The sequence below is a fragment of the Nocardioides sp. TF02-7 genome (assembly GCF_022437945.1).
Classification (GTDB): Bacteria; Actinomycetota; Actinomycetes; order Propionibacteriales; family Nocardioidaceae; genus Nocardioides.
Genome location: NZ_CP092535.1, coordinates 1,534,255 through 1,551,814, shown reverse-complemented (window position 1 = coordinate 1,551,814; position 17,560 = coordinate 1,534,255). Strand labels below are relative to the sequence as shown.

11 protein-coding genes and 1 pseudogene are annotated in these 17,560 nt (G+C 70.6%); 9 read left to right on the top strand and 3 right to left on the bottom strand.

All coding sequences use genetic code 11. The annotated features are described in order from the left end of the window. Positions 1-24 precede the first annotated feature (24 nt). On the bottom strand, positions 25-807 hold the full coding sequence (locus MF408_RS07880; RefSeq protein ID WP_240250921.1) for a TfuA domain-containing protein: 783 nt from the start codon (positions 805-807) through the stop codon (positions 25-27). 690 nt (positions 808-1,497) lie between these two features. Continuing rightward, positions 1,498-2,451, bottom strand: a complete 954-nt coding sequence (locus MF408_RS07875) for a hypothetical protein (protein WP_240250920.1) — start codon at positions 2,449-2,451, stop codon at positions 1,498-1,500. A 208-nt stretch (positions 2,452-2,659) separates the two neighbouring features. Between MF408_RS07875 and MF408_RS07870 the strand changes: the two genes are divergently transcribed. The 7 genes and pseudogenes from MF408_RS07870 (at position 2,660) to MF408_RS07840 (ending at position 10,289) form a co-directional block, all read left to right on the top strand. Then, positions 2,660-3,250, top strand: a complete 591-nt coding sequence (locus MF408_RS07870; RefSeq protein WP_240250919.1) for a TetR family transcriptional regulator C-terminal domain-containing protein — start codon at positions 2,660-2,662, stop codon at positions 3,248-3,250. Positions 3,251-3,345: 95 nt separating this feature from the next. Then, entirely contained in the window at positions 3,346-3,570 is a 225-nt protein-coding gene (locus tag MF408_RS07865; protein WP_240250918.1) for a helix-turn-helix domain-containing protein, read from the top strand. Positions 3,571-3,731: 161 nt separating this feature from the next. Then, positions 3,732-4,781, top strand: a complete 1,050-nt coding sequence (locus MF408_RS07860; protein ID WP_240250917.1) for a LacI family DNA-binding transcriptional regulator — start codon at positions 3,732-3,734, stop codon at positions 4,779-4,781. 40 nt (positions 4,782-4,821) lie between these two features. Beyond that, complete coding sequence (locus MF408_RS07855; RefSeq protein WP_240250916.1) at positions 4,822-6,039, top strand: MFS transporter; 1,218 nt, start codon at positions 4,822-4,824, stop codon at positions 6,037-6,039. Between the two features lie 420 nt (positions 6,040-6,459). After that, positions 6,460-6,921 carry a hypothetical protein gene (locus MF408_RS07850; protein WP_240250915.1) on the top strand — a complete coding sequence of 154 codons (462 nt, stop codon included), beginning with the start codon at positions 6,460-6,462 and terminating at the stop codon, positions 6,919-6,921. Further along, positions 6,911-7,522, top strand: a pseudogene (locus MF408_RS07845) (alpha-L-rhamnosidase N-terminal domain-containing protein); the annotation flags it as partial. The gene MF408_RS07850 and the pseudogene MF408_RS07845, both read left to right, overlap by 11 nt. Positions 7,523-7,700: 178 nt before the next feature. Further along, a complete protein-coding gene (locus MF408_RS07840; protein ID WP_240250914.1) occupies positions 7,701-10,289 on the top strand; it encodes a family 78 glycoside hydrolase catalytic domain in 2,589 nt (862 codons plus the stop codon). Between the two features lie 246 nt (positions 10,290-10,535). Here the strand turns inward: MF408_RS07840 and MF408_RS07835 are convergent, their stop codons facing one another. Beyond that, on the bottom strand, positions 10,536-10,748 hold the full coding sequence (locus tag MF408_RS07835) for a LuxR C-terminal-related transcriptional regulator (RefSeq protein ID WP_240250913.1): 213 nt from the start codon (positions 10,746-10,748) through the stop codon (positions 10,536-10,538). A 199-nt stretch (positions 10,749-10,947) separates the two neighbouring features. Here MF408_RS07835 and MF408_RS26755 point away from each other — a divergent pair, with 199 nt between their 5' ends. Both MF408_RS26755 and MF408_RS07820 read left to right on the top strand, forming a co-directional pair. Beyond that, positions 10,948-12,768, top strand: coding sequence for a response regulator (locus tag MF408_RS26755; RefSeq protein WP_345893873.1), 1,821 nt, complete (start codon positions 10,948-10,950; stop codon positions 12,766-12,768). Positions 12,769-12,891: 123 nt separating this feature from the next. Beyond that, complete coding sequence (locus tag MF408_RS07820) at positions 12,892-17,439, top strand: family 78 glycoside hydrolase catalytic domain (protein WP_240250912.1); 4,548 nt, start codon at positions 12,892-12,894, stop codon at positions 17,437-17,439. The last annotated feature ends 121 nt before the right edge of the window (positions 17,440-17,560 follow it).

The following is a 17,560-nucleotide window of genomic DNA, read 5'->3' as shown; positions in this document are numbered from 1 at the left end:
GGTTACCTGCGGGACGAACGAGTCCTAGTTGAAGGTCAGTCCCCGCTCGAGGGCGCTCACGAGCTTGCGCCCGTCTTCCGGGCCAGCGATCTCAACGGTCACTACGTTCGGGAACTGATCTGCGACCGCCTTAGCGGACTTGCTGATGCCCGACCGAGTGATCAACATTGCCCGCCTGTTCGATCTCGGCGCGACGTTGGCGGTGATCGTCGAGCGACTCACGAGCTTGTGAACAGCGTCTGCGCCGGCTGGTTTGCTGTATCCCTTGATGTCGATCTCCAATTCACCGTTGAGAGGGTCAATCACGGTCACATCGAACTGCGGTGTTCGGGTGGTCGGAACAATGACCTTGACGTGTTGCTCGGGTATACGGTTCGCGTTGATGGCGTCGACGGCGTCCTTGACCATCTGAATAATCATCTCGTCGTATGCGGCAGCCTGCAGTGAAGGGCCCACCGCTTCTGGCGCAGACGTGGCGATCGAGGCCAACACCTCGGCGCGAGTCTGTGGCGGCAGTTGTTCGAGTACTTCTCCGACCTTCTCACCGACCTCTTGCCAGAACTCAGCTTCGGTATCCCCGATCTTTAGTCGAGTCGGGAGTACGCCAGCCAACCCGATCAGGAAGAAGATCGCTCCGATGCCGATCATCACGGCGGGGCCAACTTCTGCAGCGTCTAGGAAGGTGGCGACACTGCCGGCCCCCATTCCGGCGGCACCGAGTAGTCCGACGAGCCAACGCTGCTCTGACTTGAGCTTGATGGCCTGCTTGCGCCGTGCAGGCGCCTTCTGGTCGTCTTCGTCTGCCATGAGCCTTAGTCCCCGCCGTCATCTTGGATGTCGCTCGCGTAAGGACACTCTCGCAAGGAGCGCTGCTGAGCAACCGGTTGTGTCTTCAGCGGGCTGATCCGTGCGACCGTTTGGGTCAACAACCTGCCACGATGCGGTAGGGCCGGACATCAGCCGTTTCGACTACAGACGGGCGCATGCGATTTCTGCAGCCGCCGGACGACCCGAGTCAATCTGGTTGTCCCGACGTCGGGCCGGGCGCCGGGCGACCCTGCGTCATACCGCCGCAAGTGTCGACGCATGCCCCCAAAACCTAAGGGGTGTCCAAACACAGGCGTCCGACGATGCCAACCTCGCACCACGGGCTGGCGTCAGTGCAGTGACCGCGGCGTTCGCTTACCTCGATGAGCCGCATGGCCTGACTTCGGTCACGAGCGTCTCTACGTCGTTGTGGACCGATAGGGATCGATCCCGCATCGCCCGCAGGCCGGCACGATTCAGTGACATGTGTTGCGGCACGTTTCGCCGCGTTCTCTCGACCGCCATCGCTTTGGACGGCGTCGGACTGGACCCGAGTGACGCCTGAACGCGCCCTTTAGAGCTCCGCAGTTCTCGACCTCCACCACCAGGGGTGAGCAGGTGGTCGGTTTGATGCCGACAGGCGGCCCCAACCGTTCCACGACACACGTTCGAGCTTCCAACCGCGACCTCTCACCGCATGCGGAAGACCTGCACGATGTGCGGCGTATCGATCAGCGTGTGCGGCGCGAACGCGTGGTAGGCCCACACGTGGACCCACGCGTTGCCGGTGCGGAGGGTCAGGAAGCTCTTGATCATCCCCGGCCCCAGGTAGGTGAAGACGAGGAAGGCGATCGACAGCGCGGCCGAACGCGGTGAGCTGAGCACGGTCCAGGCGTCCCAGACGTGCAGGCCGGCATAGACGAGCCCACCGCACAGCACCGTCGCGGCCGCCGACCCCGTCACCCGGAGGAAGCGGGGGATGAGGATCGCGTAGACGAACACCATCGCCGGCAGCACCGCGCCCAGGAGGTAGAGCACGAAGGTCAGGGCCGCGCCGCGGACGAGCACGCCCGGCGGTAGGTCCAGGCTCTCGGGTTGCAGGACGACGATCTGGAACCAGGTCTCGAGGGCGAGGACGACCCCGACGACCAGTAGGTCGTTCCGGCGGCAGGTCGAGCGCAGCCCCAACGCCATCGTGGAGTAGCGGCGACCGAAGTAGGCGAGCGGGACGACGGCGTAGACGACGAGGTTGTAGAGCGCCCACGCCACGACCTCGGCGCGGTCGAGATGCGCGTGCGTGCCGAAGATCGTGCCGGCCAGGTGCAGCCCGAACGGATGCCAGCCGAGGGCTCGCGCGAGCAGGAAGCCGCCGAGCAGGCCGGCGGCGCCGTAGGCGAGCAGGCCCCACGTCTCGCGCACGGCACGGCGGTGCTCCGGTGCCCGGGCGGCGACGTCGAGGTCCGTACGACGCCGGGTGAGCCACCAGACGATGCTCATCAGCAGCAGCACCTGGAGCAGCGCCAGGTTGGTCTCCACCAGGACCGCGGCCGTGTCCGCCCCGCTGCGTGCCGGCCAGTCGAAGGGCAACGACCCGTCGGTGGTGATCACGAGGAGGTGGCCCAGCGCCCAACCGGTGGCTGCCACCCAGATGCTCCAGTGGCCGGGCACCCGCCGGCGCCGCTGTGTTTCTCGCGGTGGGCGGGGACGGAGGCGGTCGACGTCGGTGTCCATGGCTGCTCCGGTTTGCTGGTACAGGCGTACTGGAGAGCGGGACGTTAGCACGACTGTGCTAAATCCGCAGTCATTGTTCGATGAAGGGCGTCGTCTGACACGCGTGTGCTAGGAAGCAGGCGTGCCGAAGATCGTCGACCGGAACGAACGTCGCCGGGAGCTGGCCGAGGCGGTGTGGCGGGTGATCCGGCAGGACGGGGTCGAGCAGGCCTCGGTGCGCAACGTCGCCCGCGAAGCGGGCCTCTCGGCCGGCTCGTTGCGCCACATCTTCTCCACGCAGTCCGAGCTGCTGCAGTTCGCGATGCGCACCGTCATCGACCGGGTCGAGACGAGGGTGGCCGGGATCGCCGTCCCCGACGAGCCGCGGGCCGCGGCGCAGGTCGTGCTCGAGCAGCTGCTGCCCCTGGACGAGGAGCGCAGGGCGGAGAACGAGGTGTGGGTGGCGTTCTCGGCCCGCGCGATGGTCGACGACCACCTGCGCGCGGTGCGTGACGACGCCTACGACCGCCTTCGAGGGGCCGCGGAGCACTGGATCCGGCTGCTGACCGACCTCGGACCCGAGGAGCAGGACGTGGAGAGCGAGCGGCTCTTCTCGCTCATCGACGGGCTCGCCCTGCACGCAGCGCTCCGTCCGGACGCCGCCACCCCGGAACGCCTCAAGGCCGTCCTCGCCCACCATCTCGACCAGCTGACGCAGGGCGGCCGCCGGTAGGTCTCCCGGCGGCCGATCTTGGACAATCGCCGCTCCACCGCGGCCGCCCGCCGATTCTTGTGTAACGATTCACCAGAGCAGGTGCGGGAGGTCCCATGGTGACGACGGACGGCGACACGTCGGGCGACGGAGGGCTCGACCCCGAGCTGGTGGCGATGGTCGAGGAGGTGGCGCGCGGGCGGAGTGTCGCGGAGATCGCTGCCCAGCAGCGGCTCAGCCCGCGGACGGTACGCCGCCGGCTCGCGCACCTCCGGGACGCGTGGGGTTGCCGCAACAACATCGTGCTGGCCGTCGAGGCGGTCCGGCGCCACATCATCTGATGCCGGCCGCCCGGCGACGCGATCGGCGGGACGCGGCAGGCAGCCACGCCAGCGGGTGTGGAACGGTTCACCGCGCTGCCGGTGCCGGCCCGCACCTCGCCGGACCGTCCCGCACGAACCGCCGGTGGGCCGACGGAGGTGCCACCTACGATGGTCGCGCCATGGCCGACCTCGCTGGCGCGTCCAGCCCCTCCACGATCCGGGACGTCGCCGCCCACGCCGGTGTGTCGCCCGCGACGGTGTCGAACTACTTCCACCACCCCGAGCGGATGTCCGCCGCCACGCGCGAGCGCATCCGGTCGGCCGTCGAGACCCTCGACTTCGCGCCCAACGACGCCGCGCGCAGCCTGCGCCGAGGCCGCAACCCGGTCGTCGGCTACATCTCCTTCGAGCTGGCCAGTGCCCGCACGCCGGCCATCCTCAACGCGATCAGCGACTCCCTCGCCGCGGTGGACATGCAGCTGCTGTCGGCGGTCGACGGGGGCGACCCGGCGCGGGAGCGTGCCTACCTCGAGCTGTTCGAGCGCCAACGGATCGCCGGCGTGATCATCTCCCCGGTCACAGACGTGGAGCCCGAGCTGGCCCGGCTGCGGCGACGCGGCATGGCCAGCGTCCTGTGCGCCCACCGGGCCCGCAGCGCCGAACAGGCCTCGGTGTCGGTCGACCACGTCGCCGGCGGCAGGGTCGCCGCCGAGCACCTCCTGTCGACCGGGCGGCAGCGCCTGGCGTTCGTGACCGACACCCTCGAGCTGCCCCAGCTCGCCGACCGCTTCGAGGGCGCCACCCGCGCGGTGCGCGCGTGGCCCGGGGCGACGGTGGAGGTGGTGCGGGCGCCCGAGCGGTCGGTCGCCGGCGGGGAGGCCGCTGCCCGCCAGCTGCTGCGACGCCCGGCGTCCGATGTGCCGGACGGGCTCCTGGGCGCCAACGACCTGGTCGCGCTCGGGCTCTGCTCCGGACTGCGCGCCGACGTGCGGGTCCCGGACGACGTCGCGGTCATGGGCTACGACGACATCGAGTTCGCCCGGCTCGCAGCCGTCCCGCTCAGCACCATCAGGACACCGCAGGAGCAGCTGGGCGCAACGGCAGCCACCCTCCTCCTCGGCGAGATCGCCGCGACCGCGAGCGGCGGCCACGGCCAGCCCCGCCCGCAGGTCGAGCTGCAACCGCAGCTGGTGGTCCGGCACTCCACCGACGGCGCGGAGCCGGCATGATCCGCCCTGCAGGGCACGACCTGCCCCGTCGTCGGTCCCGGTGAGCGCCGGCGCCGGGGCCCCGCCGGTCGTCGCCGACGCCGGGGCCGCACGGCGTACGACGCGGCTCGCCCTGGTCGCGGGGATGGCCTCACTGCTCGACAGCGCGGCGATCGTCTCCGTCGGCTCCGCACTGCCGCTGTGGAGGTCGCACCTGGGGCTCGACGACTGGAGCGTGGGCCTCGTCAGCTCGTCGATGACCCTGTCGATCGCCGCCGGGGCCCTGCTCGGTGGGCGACTCGCCGACCGGCTCGGTCGGCGCCGGGTCTTCTCGGCCACCGTGGGCCTGTACGCCGTCGGGGCGGCGTGGGTGGCTGCCGCCCAGACGCTGGAGCAGCTGGTGGCCGGCGTGGTCGTGCTCGGAGCCGCGTCCGGTGCTGACCTCCCGGCCTCCATCGCGCTGGTCGCGGAGCGGACGCCCGCCGAGGTGCGCGGCCGGATGGTCGCGCTCACCCACGTCCTCTGGACCGTCGGCATCGTGACCGCGACCGCGATGGCCGTGGTGGCGTCCCCGGCCGGCCTGGCCGGTGCGAGAGCCGCGTTCGTCGTGCTCGCCCTCGGCGCGCTGGGAACCCTCGTGGCCAGGCGGCGCGCCGTGCTGGCGGCCCCGCGGAGCGAGAGGCTGGACAGCGGGCCGGCGCCGCCGGCGGCCGGCGGCCGCTCCGGCCTCAGCCGGCGGCTCCTGCTGATCGCGGCCTTCTACGTCGTCTACACCCTGGTCGCCAACACGTTCGGCAGCTTCCGCACCTACTTCCTCGTCGTCGAGGGCGGCGCGACGCAGACCGGTGCCACCGTCATCTCGTTCGCCGTGACGCTGCTCGGCCTCGCCGGCACGGTCGTGTTCAGCGCCATCGCCGACACCCGGTGGCGCCGGCGCGTCTACCCCGCGGCCGGGGCCCTGCTGGTGGGGGCCCAGGTGCTGGTCGCCGCATCCGGGGCGGGGTCGTTGGGGCTCGTCGTCGCCGCGCTCGTCGCCTACAGCCTCGCCTACCCCTACGCGGGGGAGGGGCTCTACAAGGTGTGGGCGCAGGAGTCCGTGCGACCCGACCTCCGGGCCACCTTCCAGGGCGCCACCATCGCCGCCGCAAGGGCGGCGGCAGCGCTCTTCGCCCTGGTCACGCCCTCCCTCATGTCCTGGAGCCCGGCCGGCCTGTTCTGGGTGCTCGCGGCCTGCGCAGCGACCGCGATGGCGATCGGCGCCCTCGTGCAGCGGCGCTGAAACGCTCCACAAACTGCCCCGGTCGGCCGCCGGCCCGGGCCTTCTGCGACAGGAGCCGTTGGCGTGTGACTCCCGCGGCTGGAGGCGGCGTACCGCTCCCGGCGTGGCCGATTTCGGTCACCTCCCCAACGAAGGTGGCGTGCCTCCCGATCCTTGTGAAACGGTTCAACCACGCCTGTGGCTGTCGTCACAGCGCGCCGATCCAGAGTCCGAGGAGCGATCGTGGGACGAAACACCGTGCGGGCAGGCACCGGGCTCGGCCTGGTCCTTGCCCTGCTTGCAACACCAGGGGAGGAGCGCCGCCGGCGGCGGCCGCGCCCGACCCGACGTTCGAGGTCGAGGTCGTCGACCTGAGCGTCAACGGCAGGTACGACGAGCCGCTCGACATCGGGGGACGCCACCCCGACGCTGTCGTGGCGGATGACCGGGGACAGCGACGGGGCGAACGCCTGCTACGACGCCTCCGTTCCTGGCGCCTGCCCGCTCGACGAGCAGACCGCCTACGAGATCGAGGCTGCATCCTCGGTGGACGCGCTCGAGGCGGGCGACCTGATCTGGGACAGCGGTCGGGTCCGCCGGTCGGCGAACCAGGCCGAGCTCGGGGTCGAGCTGGACTCCCGCGCCGCCGTCGTCTGGCGGGTCCGCGTGTGGGACGCGACGCAGCAGATCAGCGCCTGGAGCGAGCCGTCGACGTTCACCGTCGGGCTGCTCGACCAGGACGACTGGGGCGACGCGCAGTGGATCGACCAGCCCGGCCGCACCGAGGCCGACCCGCTGCCGATCTTCGCGCGGGCCTTCGAGGTGCCCGACGGCAAGGGAGCTCGCCGACGCGCGCCTCTACCTCTCCGGGGTCGGCCTGCACCACGCGACCGTGAACGGTGAGGAGATCACCGACGAGGTGCTGGCGCCCGGCAACACCAACTACCAGCTGTCGACCGAGTACCGCACCTACGACATCGACGAGGTGCTCGAGGCCGGCGACAACACCGTCGGCGTCGAGCTCGGCACCGGCACGGCGTACGTCCGCCGGTCGGTCCACAACCCGGCGGTCGGCCGCACGTCGCCGTACGCGTGGTGGCAGAGCCAGCTCAAGGGCAGCGGCACCCTCGCTGCCGACGTCGCCGCCGGCGCCACGACCGTCCGGGTCAGCGACGTCAGCAACTACCACGTCGGCGGCACGATCAACATCGACACCGGTGACGGCGGTGGCCGCCTCGAGTCGCGGGTGATCACCGAGATCGGAACCGCCGGCGCCGACGGGACGGGGATCTCCTTCGAGCCGGCCCTCGACGCCGACCACGCCGCAGGGGCGCTGGTCACCGGCTCGGGCAACAACATCGCGGCGAGCGACCCGAGTGCGGGTGCCGCGGTGACGCCGCGGATGATCGCGCGGATCGAGCTCGACTACACCGACGGCACGTCCGAGGCGATCGTCAGCGACCGCGAGTGGCGCGTCGCGTCCGGCCCCACCACCACGACCGCGTGGTACGCCGGGGGAGGACTACGACGCGCTCCGCGAGCAGGCCGGGTGGAACGAGCCGGGCGCGGACCTGACGGCGGAGGCCAAGCGCCGCGACGGGTCGGCGATGGACTGGACCGCGGCCGGCATCGCGCCGCCGCCGAACCTGGCGACGAGGCTGGTGTCCCGGGAGGCCGAGGTGATGCGCGAGATGCAGACCTTCGAGCCGGAGGCGGTCACCAACCCGGCTCCCGGCACCTGGGTCTTCGACTTCGGGCAGAACTTCGCCGGGTGGCCGGAGCTCCACCTCCCCGAGGTCCCCGCGGGCACCCTCGTGAAGATGTTCCCCGCCGAGGGCCTCAGGCCTGACGGCACCGTCGACCAGTCGTCGCTCGGACCGGGCGGTCGTGGCACCGACCTGTTCAACTCCTACATCGCGCGCGGTGCCGAGGGTGGTGAGACCTGGAAGCCGAAGTTCAACTACTTCGGCATGCAGTACGTCCAGGTCACCGGCCTCCCCGAGGGCTACACCCCCGACGCCTCGCTCGTCACCGGTCACGAGATCCACGCCGACATCCCGCACGTGACGGGTGCCTTCCGCACCTCGAACGCGCGGATGAACCGCATCCACCGGATGATCCGGTACTCGTTCACCTCGAACATGATGTCGACGTTCACCGACTGCCCGGGGCGGGAGAAGCAGTCGTACCCTGCCGACTACACGGCGCCGATGGGCGGGCTGCTGTCCAACTTCGACCTGCGGGCCTACCTGCGGACCGCGATGCACCACCTGGTGGAGGGACAGTCGCGGGCCGACACCCCGATGTTCGGCAACGTCGCGCTCAAGACCCCCGTGCACGACTGGGGCTACACGGGCCGCTTCGGCGACGAGATCAACTGGGGCAACGGGATCGTCCTCGTGCCGTGGTTCCTCTACAAGCACTACGGCGACGTCGAGACCATGGACCGCTACTGGGACAACATGGTCGACTTCGTGGACTACATCCGCCGCGAGAAGGCCGGGACCGGTGAGGACGAGCACATCGTCAACGCCGCCCTGTCGGACTGGGTGTCGGTCGACAACACCGACGGCCGCATCACCGGCACGTGGGGCTACTACCTCACGATCCACCACATGGCCGAGATGGCAGGACTGACCGGTCGCCCGGCCGCGGCGCGGGAGTACCGACGCCTCGCCGACGACATCCGGATCGCCTTCAACGAGCACTTCCTCAACGAGGAGGGCGGCTACTACAGCCCGGACGGCGAGACGGAGGCCGGAGCAACCCAGGCCGCGCAGGCGTTCGCGCTCGACGCCGACCTGGTGCCTGCCGAGCACCGCGACGCGGTGCTCGACCACCTGGTCGACCACATCTACGGGTTCGACCCGGCGGGTGAGGGCGGGCCGCACATCCAGGCGGGCCACATCGGCCTCGCTCCGGTCGTGCGGGTGCTCCGCGACGCCGACCGGGCGGACGTGCTGTGGGACCTCGTCCAGCAGGACAGCTACCCGAGCTATGGCCACTTCCTGGAGTCGACCCCCCGCAACCCCGAAGGCTTCACGACCATCGGGGAGCGCTGGGACCGAGGCAGCTCGAGCAACCACATGATCCTCGTGCAGATCGAGGAGTGGTTCCAGGGCGGCGTCGCGGGCCTGAAGGAGGCCGCGGACGCGGTCGGCGGCGACAAGCTGGTCTTCAAGCCGCAGCCGGTGGGCAACCTCCGGTACGCCGAGACCAGCCGCCTCCTGCCCAACGGCACCGCCACGGTGCACTGGGAGAAGACCGACCGCCGGTTCACGATGTCGGTCGAGGTCCCGGCGGGCACCACCGCCGAGGTCTGGGTGCCCACCGAGGGACGCCGGGCGCTGACCACCCCGACGCGCGCGACGTTCGAGCGGGTCGACGGCGACCACGCCGTCTACAGCGTCGGCGCCGGCTCGTTCGAGTTCACCTCCGCCCGGGTCTCCTACGAGGACGTCCTGGAGCAGGTCGGCTCCTACGAGGACAACGGGGCGTTGGGCTCCGACGCGGCCGCGGCGCTGCGCAACCACGTGGTGGCCGCGATGGAGTACGCCACCGACGGCTGGGTCGACCAGGCCCTGGAGTCGACGGAGGCGTACCTGGCTGCGGTCGACGAGCTCGGCGACGACGTGCCGCGCTACGTCCGCACCGACCTCGCCGAGCTGGGCGAGGCGCTCCGCGACGAGCTCGAGCGCGCCACCGGCGTCCCGAGCGAGGGCGAGGCACCGGCGAACACGGCCCCGCCGACCGTGCGCGGCACGGCGGCCGTCGGCCGGACGCTGACGGCGGACCCGGGCGAGTGGGACGCCGACGGGCTGGAGTTCGACTACCAGTGGAACCGCGACGGCACGCCGATCGCGGCCGCGACCGGGCCGACGTACCGGCCCACGGCCCGGGACGTCGGACACCAGCTCACCGTCACGGTGACCGCGACGGACGGTGACGCCCCGCCGGGCATCGCCACCTCCGAGCCCGTCGGACCGGTCGTCGCCGCCACGACGACCACCAGGGTGAAGGCGCCGGCCCGGACTGCGGCCCGGAAGCCGTTCGCGGTCGCGGTGCGGGTCACTGCACCCGGGGTGACGCCGGCCGGCCGGGTCGAGGTGCGGGTGGACGGCACGGTGCGCCGCCGCGCCAAGCTCACCGACGGCCGGGCGCAGGTCCGGCTGCGGCTGCCGGTCGGCAACCACCGCGTGCGCGTGGTGTACGTCGGGACGAAGGCCTTCGGGCGCTCGGCCGACGTAGCGCGAGTGAGGGTGGTGCGCTGACCACCGACTGAGCGGCACGACGGCGGCCCCGGAGCGGAAGCTCCGGGGCCGCTGGCGTCTGTCGGCGGTGCGGCGGAGACGCGGTGGGTCACGGCAGGCGCAGATTCATCAAGGTATGTCGCCGGATCGTCGCTTCCCACGGCGTGCCCGCCGTGGGGAGCGCGGGTTCGTCTGCATACCTTGATGAATCTGCGTCGGCTGTGGCGACCCCGCTGCCCCGCACATCGAGAAGGCATGCGTCACCACTCAGATGAGACCCCGTCGCACAGCGACGACGACCGCGGCGATGGTGCTCGCGGCGCCGAGCTGGGCCCGGATCGCGGAGATCCTCCGCTCCACGGTGCGTACCGAGATGCCGAGATCGGACGCGACGGTCTCGCTGCGTCGCCCCTCGGACAGGGAGCGCAGGATCTGGAGGTCGAGGTCGGCGAGGTCGTCCTCGCGGCGTCGCGTGATCATGGGGGAAGGGCCTCCCGCGCTGCTGTGTCCCTGCACGTCGGCCACAGCATCGCCAGCGCCACCGGCGAGCACATCGTGCGAGTGACGTGCATCGGCGTACGTCGTTCGACGTACGCCGGCGGTGGTGCGGGACGGGGCTCGCTCGCGGGGGATCGAGGCCGTCCGCCCGCGCGTCTGCTGCTGTCATCATGGAGCCGTGGTGGACGCGACCGAGCCGGCGAAGGACACGGCCGCCCGGTGGCTGTCGGCAGCGCCGAGCGTCGGCCTCGTCGCCGCCGTGTGGTGGATCAATTTCGTCGGACCGGACGTCGACCCGGTCACCTGGGCCGACGTCGTCGTGGCGTCGCTGACGTCGGCCGGTCTGCTGCTGCGGCACCGGAGCCCGCTGGCGGCTCTCCTCCTGTGCACCGGCTGCGACCTGGCGGCCTCGCTCCTGGCCCTGCAGGGGTTCGGCTACCACTTCGCCGCGTGGGTGGCGATCTACTTCTTCTCGGTGCGGCACCCGATCGGACGAGCGCTCACGTGGGTTCTGCCCACGATGGGCGCGGTGGTCGTCGCCGAGACCGCCGAGAAGGACTGGCGTTGGCTCGCCTTCGGCACGACGCTGGTCGCGGGAGGCGCGCTGGTAGCCCTGGCGTTCGGCCAGGTCACCCGGCTGCGGGAGCAGCTCCTCGTCGCCCTGCGCGAGCGGGCGGAGAGCGCGGAGCGCTCCCGGGAGTCCGAGGCGGCGTCGCGGATCGCCGACGACCGGCTCCGCACCGCGCGCGAGGTCCACGACGTGGTCGCGCACCGGATGGCGATCATCCACCTGCGCGCCGCGGTCTCGCTCCGCACCGACGCGGACATCTCGCCGGCAGGGCGGCAGGCACTGCAGGAGATCGACGACGCCGCCACGGCGGCGCTGGCCGACATCGACCAGCTGCTCGCCGACCTCAGGGCAGGGGACGCCCCCGGGCGGTCCGGTGCGGACGGTCTCGACCTGAGCGACCTCGTTGCGGAGTTCCGTGGCCACGGGCTCGACGTCGTCCTCACCCGCAGCGGTGACCTCTCGACCGTCACCACCCCCGTCGCCAAGGTCGTGCGGCGCGCCGCGCTCGAAGGGCTGACCAACGGGCTCAAGCACGGCGGGGGCGCGCCGGTCAGGGTCGCGCTCGACGTGTCCGACCGGACGGTCACGATGACCGTCCGCAACAGGTCGGCGGACGGCCCCGCCGAGGTCCGGAGCGGCTGGGGGGCTGCGCGGGGTGCGGGAACGCGTCGACGAGGTCGGCGGCGACGTGTGGTTCGGACGCGAAAGCGGCGACTTCGTGCTCGGCGTCTCCGCCCCCGTCGGAGGTGCCGGGTGATCAGAGTGGTCGTCGCGGACGACCACGACCTGATCCGCAAGGCGCTGCGGGACCTGATCGAGAGCGAGCCGGGGTTCGAGGTGGTCGGCGAGGCAGCGGACGGGCTCAGCGTCGAACGGCTCGCCCAGGACCTGATGCCGGACGTGGTCGTCATGGACGTCCGGATGCCCGGGGTCGACGGGGTCCAGGCGACGCGGCGGATCGTCGCGGACCCTCGCACCAGAGACGTCAAGGTGCTGGTCCTGACGACCTTCGAGCAGGACGAGAACGTGCTGCGGAGCATCCGGGCGGGGGCCAGCGGCTTCCTCGGGAAGGGAGCAGATGCCGACGCCCTCCTCGAGGCGATCCGCGTCGTCCACGACGGCGGCAGCCTCCTCTCGCCGAAGGCGACCAGGGCGCTGATCACCCACCTCGTCGAGCCGTCCGGGCCCGACGCCAGCTACCCCGGGCTCGAGACGTTGACGGCGCGCGAGCGGGAGGTGCTCGGGCTGATCGGGCAAGGCCTCTCCAACGACCAGGTCGCCGCGACGCTGCAGGTGTCTGTCGCTACCGCCCGGACGCACGTCGGCCGGCTGCTGGTCAAGCTCGGCGCCCACAGCCGGGCGCAGCTGGTCGTCGTGGCCTACGAGAGCGGGATCCGCGTACCAGGGGCGGTGCGTCCGGACTTCGGGTGACCGGTCAGCCGGTCGTCGTACGACGTCCCCGCACGGGTGGCGGATACCGGTCAGTCCTCTTGTGACGACCGCCACTCGCTCTTACGGTGCTCGCACTTGAAACGAATCAATCAAGGGGCTCACATGAGACACAAGAAGCTGTCCAGCCTGGCAGTGCTGGGCTTGGCGCTGGCAGTAGGGCCGACGGCCGGGTTCGTGCCGCCGGCATCGGCCTCGGCGCCGGCCGCGGTGGCTGCGGCACCGGACGCCGAGGCATCGGTCGTCGACCTCGACGTCAACCACCTGACCGAGCCGATGGGGATCGACGACGCCAGGCCCGTCTTCGCCTGGCGGATGGACTCCAACGTCGTCGGGGCGAAGCAGCACAGCTACCGGATCGAGGTCGCCCGGGACCGGGCCTTCGACAAGGTCGTCTGGGACAGCGGCACGGTCCCGTCCGACGAGTCGACGGACGTCCGTTACGGCAGCACCGGCGAGGCCGAGCGGTTGCGGCCGGAGACCGACTACTGGTGGCGCGTGACGGTGGTCGACGACCGCGAGGAGGAGTCGGTCTCGGACGTCGCCACGTTCTCGACCGGGTTGATGAGCGGCAAGATCGGCGCCTGGGACGGCGCGCAGTGGATCGGCAGCGACGACACGCGGCTGGACGCGGACTCCGCGCTGATGTTCGACATCAACGCGAAGTTCACCATCAACAGCGGTGACAACGTGTCCTTCGTCTTCGGCGCGAACGACCCGCGGTTCACCAGCGAGTTCCGCAACGTGTTCGGTGCTCCGGGCGGGGAGAACTTCATCCGCTTCGAGCTGGACCTGTCGGGGGTGACCGACGACGCCGACAACACCGGCGGTGTCGTCAACATCTACCGCAAGGGCTACCACGCGACCGACGACGCCGACGGCGACCCGAACGTCCACCCCTACAAGTCGGTCCGGCTCGTCGACAGCACGCAGGCCGCCGTACGGAACCTGTTCACGCCGGCGAACAAGAACCAGGAGCACACCCTCCGCATCGTCGGCAACGCCAGCGCGATGACCTACACCGTCGACGGCGTCAACCTGACCGGGTTCAACGCCGACACGATGACGGTGAGCCCCGACCGGCCGGCGGACACCCGCAACCTCAACGTCTCGCCGAACTCGACGATCGACGACGACGGCGTGCACTCGTTCGTCACCGGCAACAACTACAACACGTTCCCCCACCTCAACGAGGTCGGCTTCTCGGTCGCCGACGTGGGCGACGACGTCACGATCACCGACTACCGGATGGTCGACGTCGGACAGAGCGCCAAGCGCACGCTCTTCGACTCCACGACACCGGCGAACTACGGGATCTTCACCTCGCTGCCGAGCTCGGGCATCACGACCGACGGCGACCAGATCCGGGTGCACCCGACCTCCGCGGAGGAGCTGGGCCCGAAGTACGCCGACCCCAGCCACGGCGCGCAGACGCACCTGCGCACGGAGTTCCGCACCGACCCGGCCAAGGACATCGCCAAGGCCCGCATGTACGTCACGGCGCAGGGCGCGTACGAGATGTTCATCAACGGGGAGCGGATGAGCGACGACTACATGAACCCCGGCATGTCGACGTTCGCCAAGACGCTGACCTACCACACCTACGACGTCACCGACCTCCTGTCGAACGGGACCAATGCCGTGGGTGCGTTGCTCGGACCCGGGTTCTGGACCGGCAACATGACGTTCTCGCCCAACAACTACAACATGTTCGGCGACAACGAGGCGCTGCTCGCGAAGATGGTGATCACCTACGCCGACGGCAGCACGGAGACCGTGGTGACCGACCCCGCCTCCTGGAAGGCCTTCACCGACGGCCCCAACCGCTACGCCGACAACTTCCAGGGCGTCCGCTACGACGCGTCCAAGGAGCCGAGCATCGCGGGCTGGACCGAGCGCACCTACAAGAACGCGCTGCTCCGCAGGTGGACCACCCCTGACGTGATCACCATGAAGCCGGAGCTGGCCCCCGACTTCATGGCCCGCCAGGACGAGCCGGTCCGCGAGGTCGAGCGGCTGACAGCCCAGCGGGTGCTGCAGACGCACAGCGACGACGACCTGACCTGGACCTACGACATGGGCGTCAACATGGTCGGCGTCCCCAGCGTCACCATCCCCGCGGGCACCCTCGAGGCCGGTGACGAGGTCTACTTCCGGTTCGGCGAGGACATCTACCCGGGCAACAGCGACTCCCAGAACGAGACCTGGCCCGGTCCGGACCCGCGGGTCCACGAGCCCAAGCCGTACTCGGAGCTGTACGGACCCGAAGGGAGCTACCGCCCCGGCGTGGCCGGCAGGGTGCTGACCGACACCTACCGGGGCGCACTCGCGATGGACACCTACGTCGCGTCGGCCGCCGACGCGGACCGGGACGTGGTGATCACACCCGCCTTCACCTTCCGCGGCTACCGCTACATCGAGATCACGGTGCCCGGTCGGACGGAGCCGCTCGCCCTGGAGGACGTCGAGGGCATCGTCCTGTCCTCTATCGACATGCCCGAGGGCACCTACGAGGCGACCACGAGCGACGACAACTACACCGGTGAGCTGGCCACGCAGTTCTTCGAGAACGTCCAGCGCAGCCAGGTCGGCAACTTCTTCTCCCTGCCGACCGACTGCCCGCAGCGCAACGAGCGGATGGGCTGGACCGGTGACCTGCAGGCCTACGCCCGGTCGGCGACGTACAACTCCACCGACACGCAGGCGTTCCTCCGCCAGTGGATGGTCGCGCTGCGCGACGCCCAGGGCGCCAACGGCAGCGTCGGCACCACGGTGCCGATCATCAGCCTGACGGGTGACAGCGGCAACGCCATGCCACAGACGCCGACCTGGGAGGGCGCGGTGGCGCAGGCGCCGTGGCAGTTGTACCAGCAGTACGGCGACACGCAGGTCATCGAGGAGAACTTCGCGACCATCAGGAAGTGGCTCAAGGGGTACTTCGACCAGCCGCTCTCGGAGGATTACCCGGGCCTGACCGCGGGGACCGGCAGCCACGCCGACCACATCAGCATGGACGCCAACACCGGGCCGCACATGGTGAACCAGGCGATGCACCTGCACTTCGTCCAGGTGTCGGCACGGATGGCCCGCGTGATCGGTGAGGACGCCTACGCCGAGATGCTCGAGCAGCGCTTCGAGCAGGGCAGGGAGAGCTTCAACCGGCTCTACGTGGACCCGCAGACCGGCTTCACGCTGAACGCGACGCCGGGCGCGGACCTCGTCGAGGGCCGGACCCTGCAGGACTCGCAGGCCTCCTACGCCACCCCGCTCAACCTCGACCTGTTCAGCGACGAGATGACGGTCCAGGCCGGCCCGAACGAGGGGCTGACCTACCGGGACTTCGCCACCAAGCGGCTCCGCGAGCTGATCGAGGACCCGGCCCAGAGCAACAACGGGAACGGTCCGCGCGCCGGGTCGGGCTTGTTCTCCGGCGGCCAGGCGAGCAACAAGCCCTACACGATCACGACCGGGTTCAACGGCACGCCGAACATCCTGCCGGCGCTGACGAAGAACGGTGAGGTGGAGACGGCGTACAAGCTGTTCAGCAGCGACGAGTACACCAGCTGGCTCTACCCGGTCACCCTGGGCGCCACGTCGATGTGGGAGCTGTGGAACTCCTACGAGCGCGGCTTCGCCCAGGGCGGTCACAGCGCGATGAACTCGCAGAACCACTTCGCGCTCGGTGCCTCGCAGCAGTGGATGTACGAGTACCAGCTCGGCATCACCTCGGCCGGGGGCAAGGGCTACAAGGATTACGTCCTGCAGCCCGTCGCCGGCGGCGAGTTCACCTCCGTTGAGGGCAGCATGGAGTCCAGCTACGGCCTCATCGAGTCCGCCTGGGAGGCCACCGAGGGTGACATCACCTCCTACGCGACGACGGTCCCGGCCAACACGACGGCCACGCTCTATCTCCCGGTGAGCGAGGAGGTGGCGGAGTTCGAGGACGTCCCGGGCGTCTCGTTCGAAGGCATGGACGAGCGCAACGGACTGGACGTCGCGACCTTCGAGCTGGGCGCGGGTGCCTACGAGTTCGACGTCGACGGCGGCAGCGTGACGGCCGCCGTCGACGGCGACTACGTCGTCGACGAGGAGCCCGCCGAGGACACCGTCTCGGCCGACGACGCCACCGGGACCTACGGCCGACCCACCACCGTGGTCGCCACGGTGGAGGGCGAGGAGCCGACAGGCACCGTCAGCCTCACCGACGGCGGCACCGAGCTGGGCAGCGCCGAGGTCGTCGACGGGGTCGCGGAGATCGAAGTCGGCCGGACCGCGCTCGACGCGGGCAGGCACGACCTGGACCTGGCCTACAGCGGTGACGACGCCAACGCCGCCGCGACGGGCACCGTGCGCGTCCGCATCGCTAAGGCCGCGACCGCCGTCAGGGCGGTGGTGAGGCCGAGGAAGCCGAAGCACGGCACCCGCCCGCAGGTGGCGGTCGCCGTCACGGCACGGGGCGCGATCCCCGACGGCCTGGTGCGGATCCAGCGGGCCGGCAAGGTGCTCGGGAAGGGCGTCGTCAACGCCAAGGGCAAGGTCAGGATCAGGCTGACCAAGCAGAAGGCGGGCGTCCGCAGCCTGCGCGTCGTCTACGTCGGCAGCAGCAACTTCAAGAGGTCGGCCGAGGTGGTCACGCTGCGGGTCCGCCGCTGAACCAGAGATGAAGCGCTGAGGGGCCAGGCCGATCCGGTCTGGCCCCTTGGCTGTTTCCGGCGTCTCGCCGCGTGGTCGGCCCGCGAGCGGACGACCTGGCGCCGGCTACCAGTGCCACCGC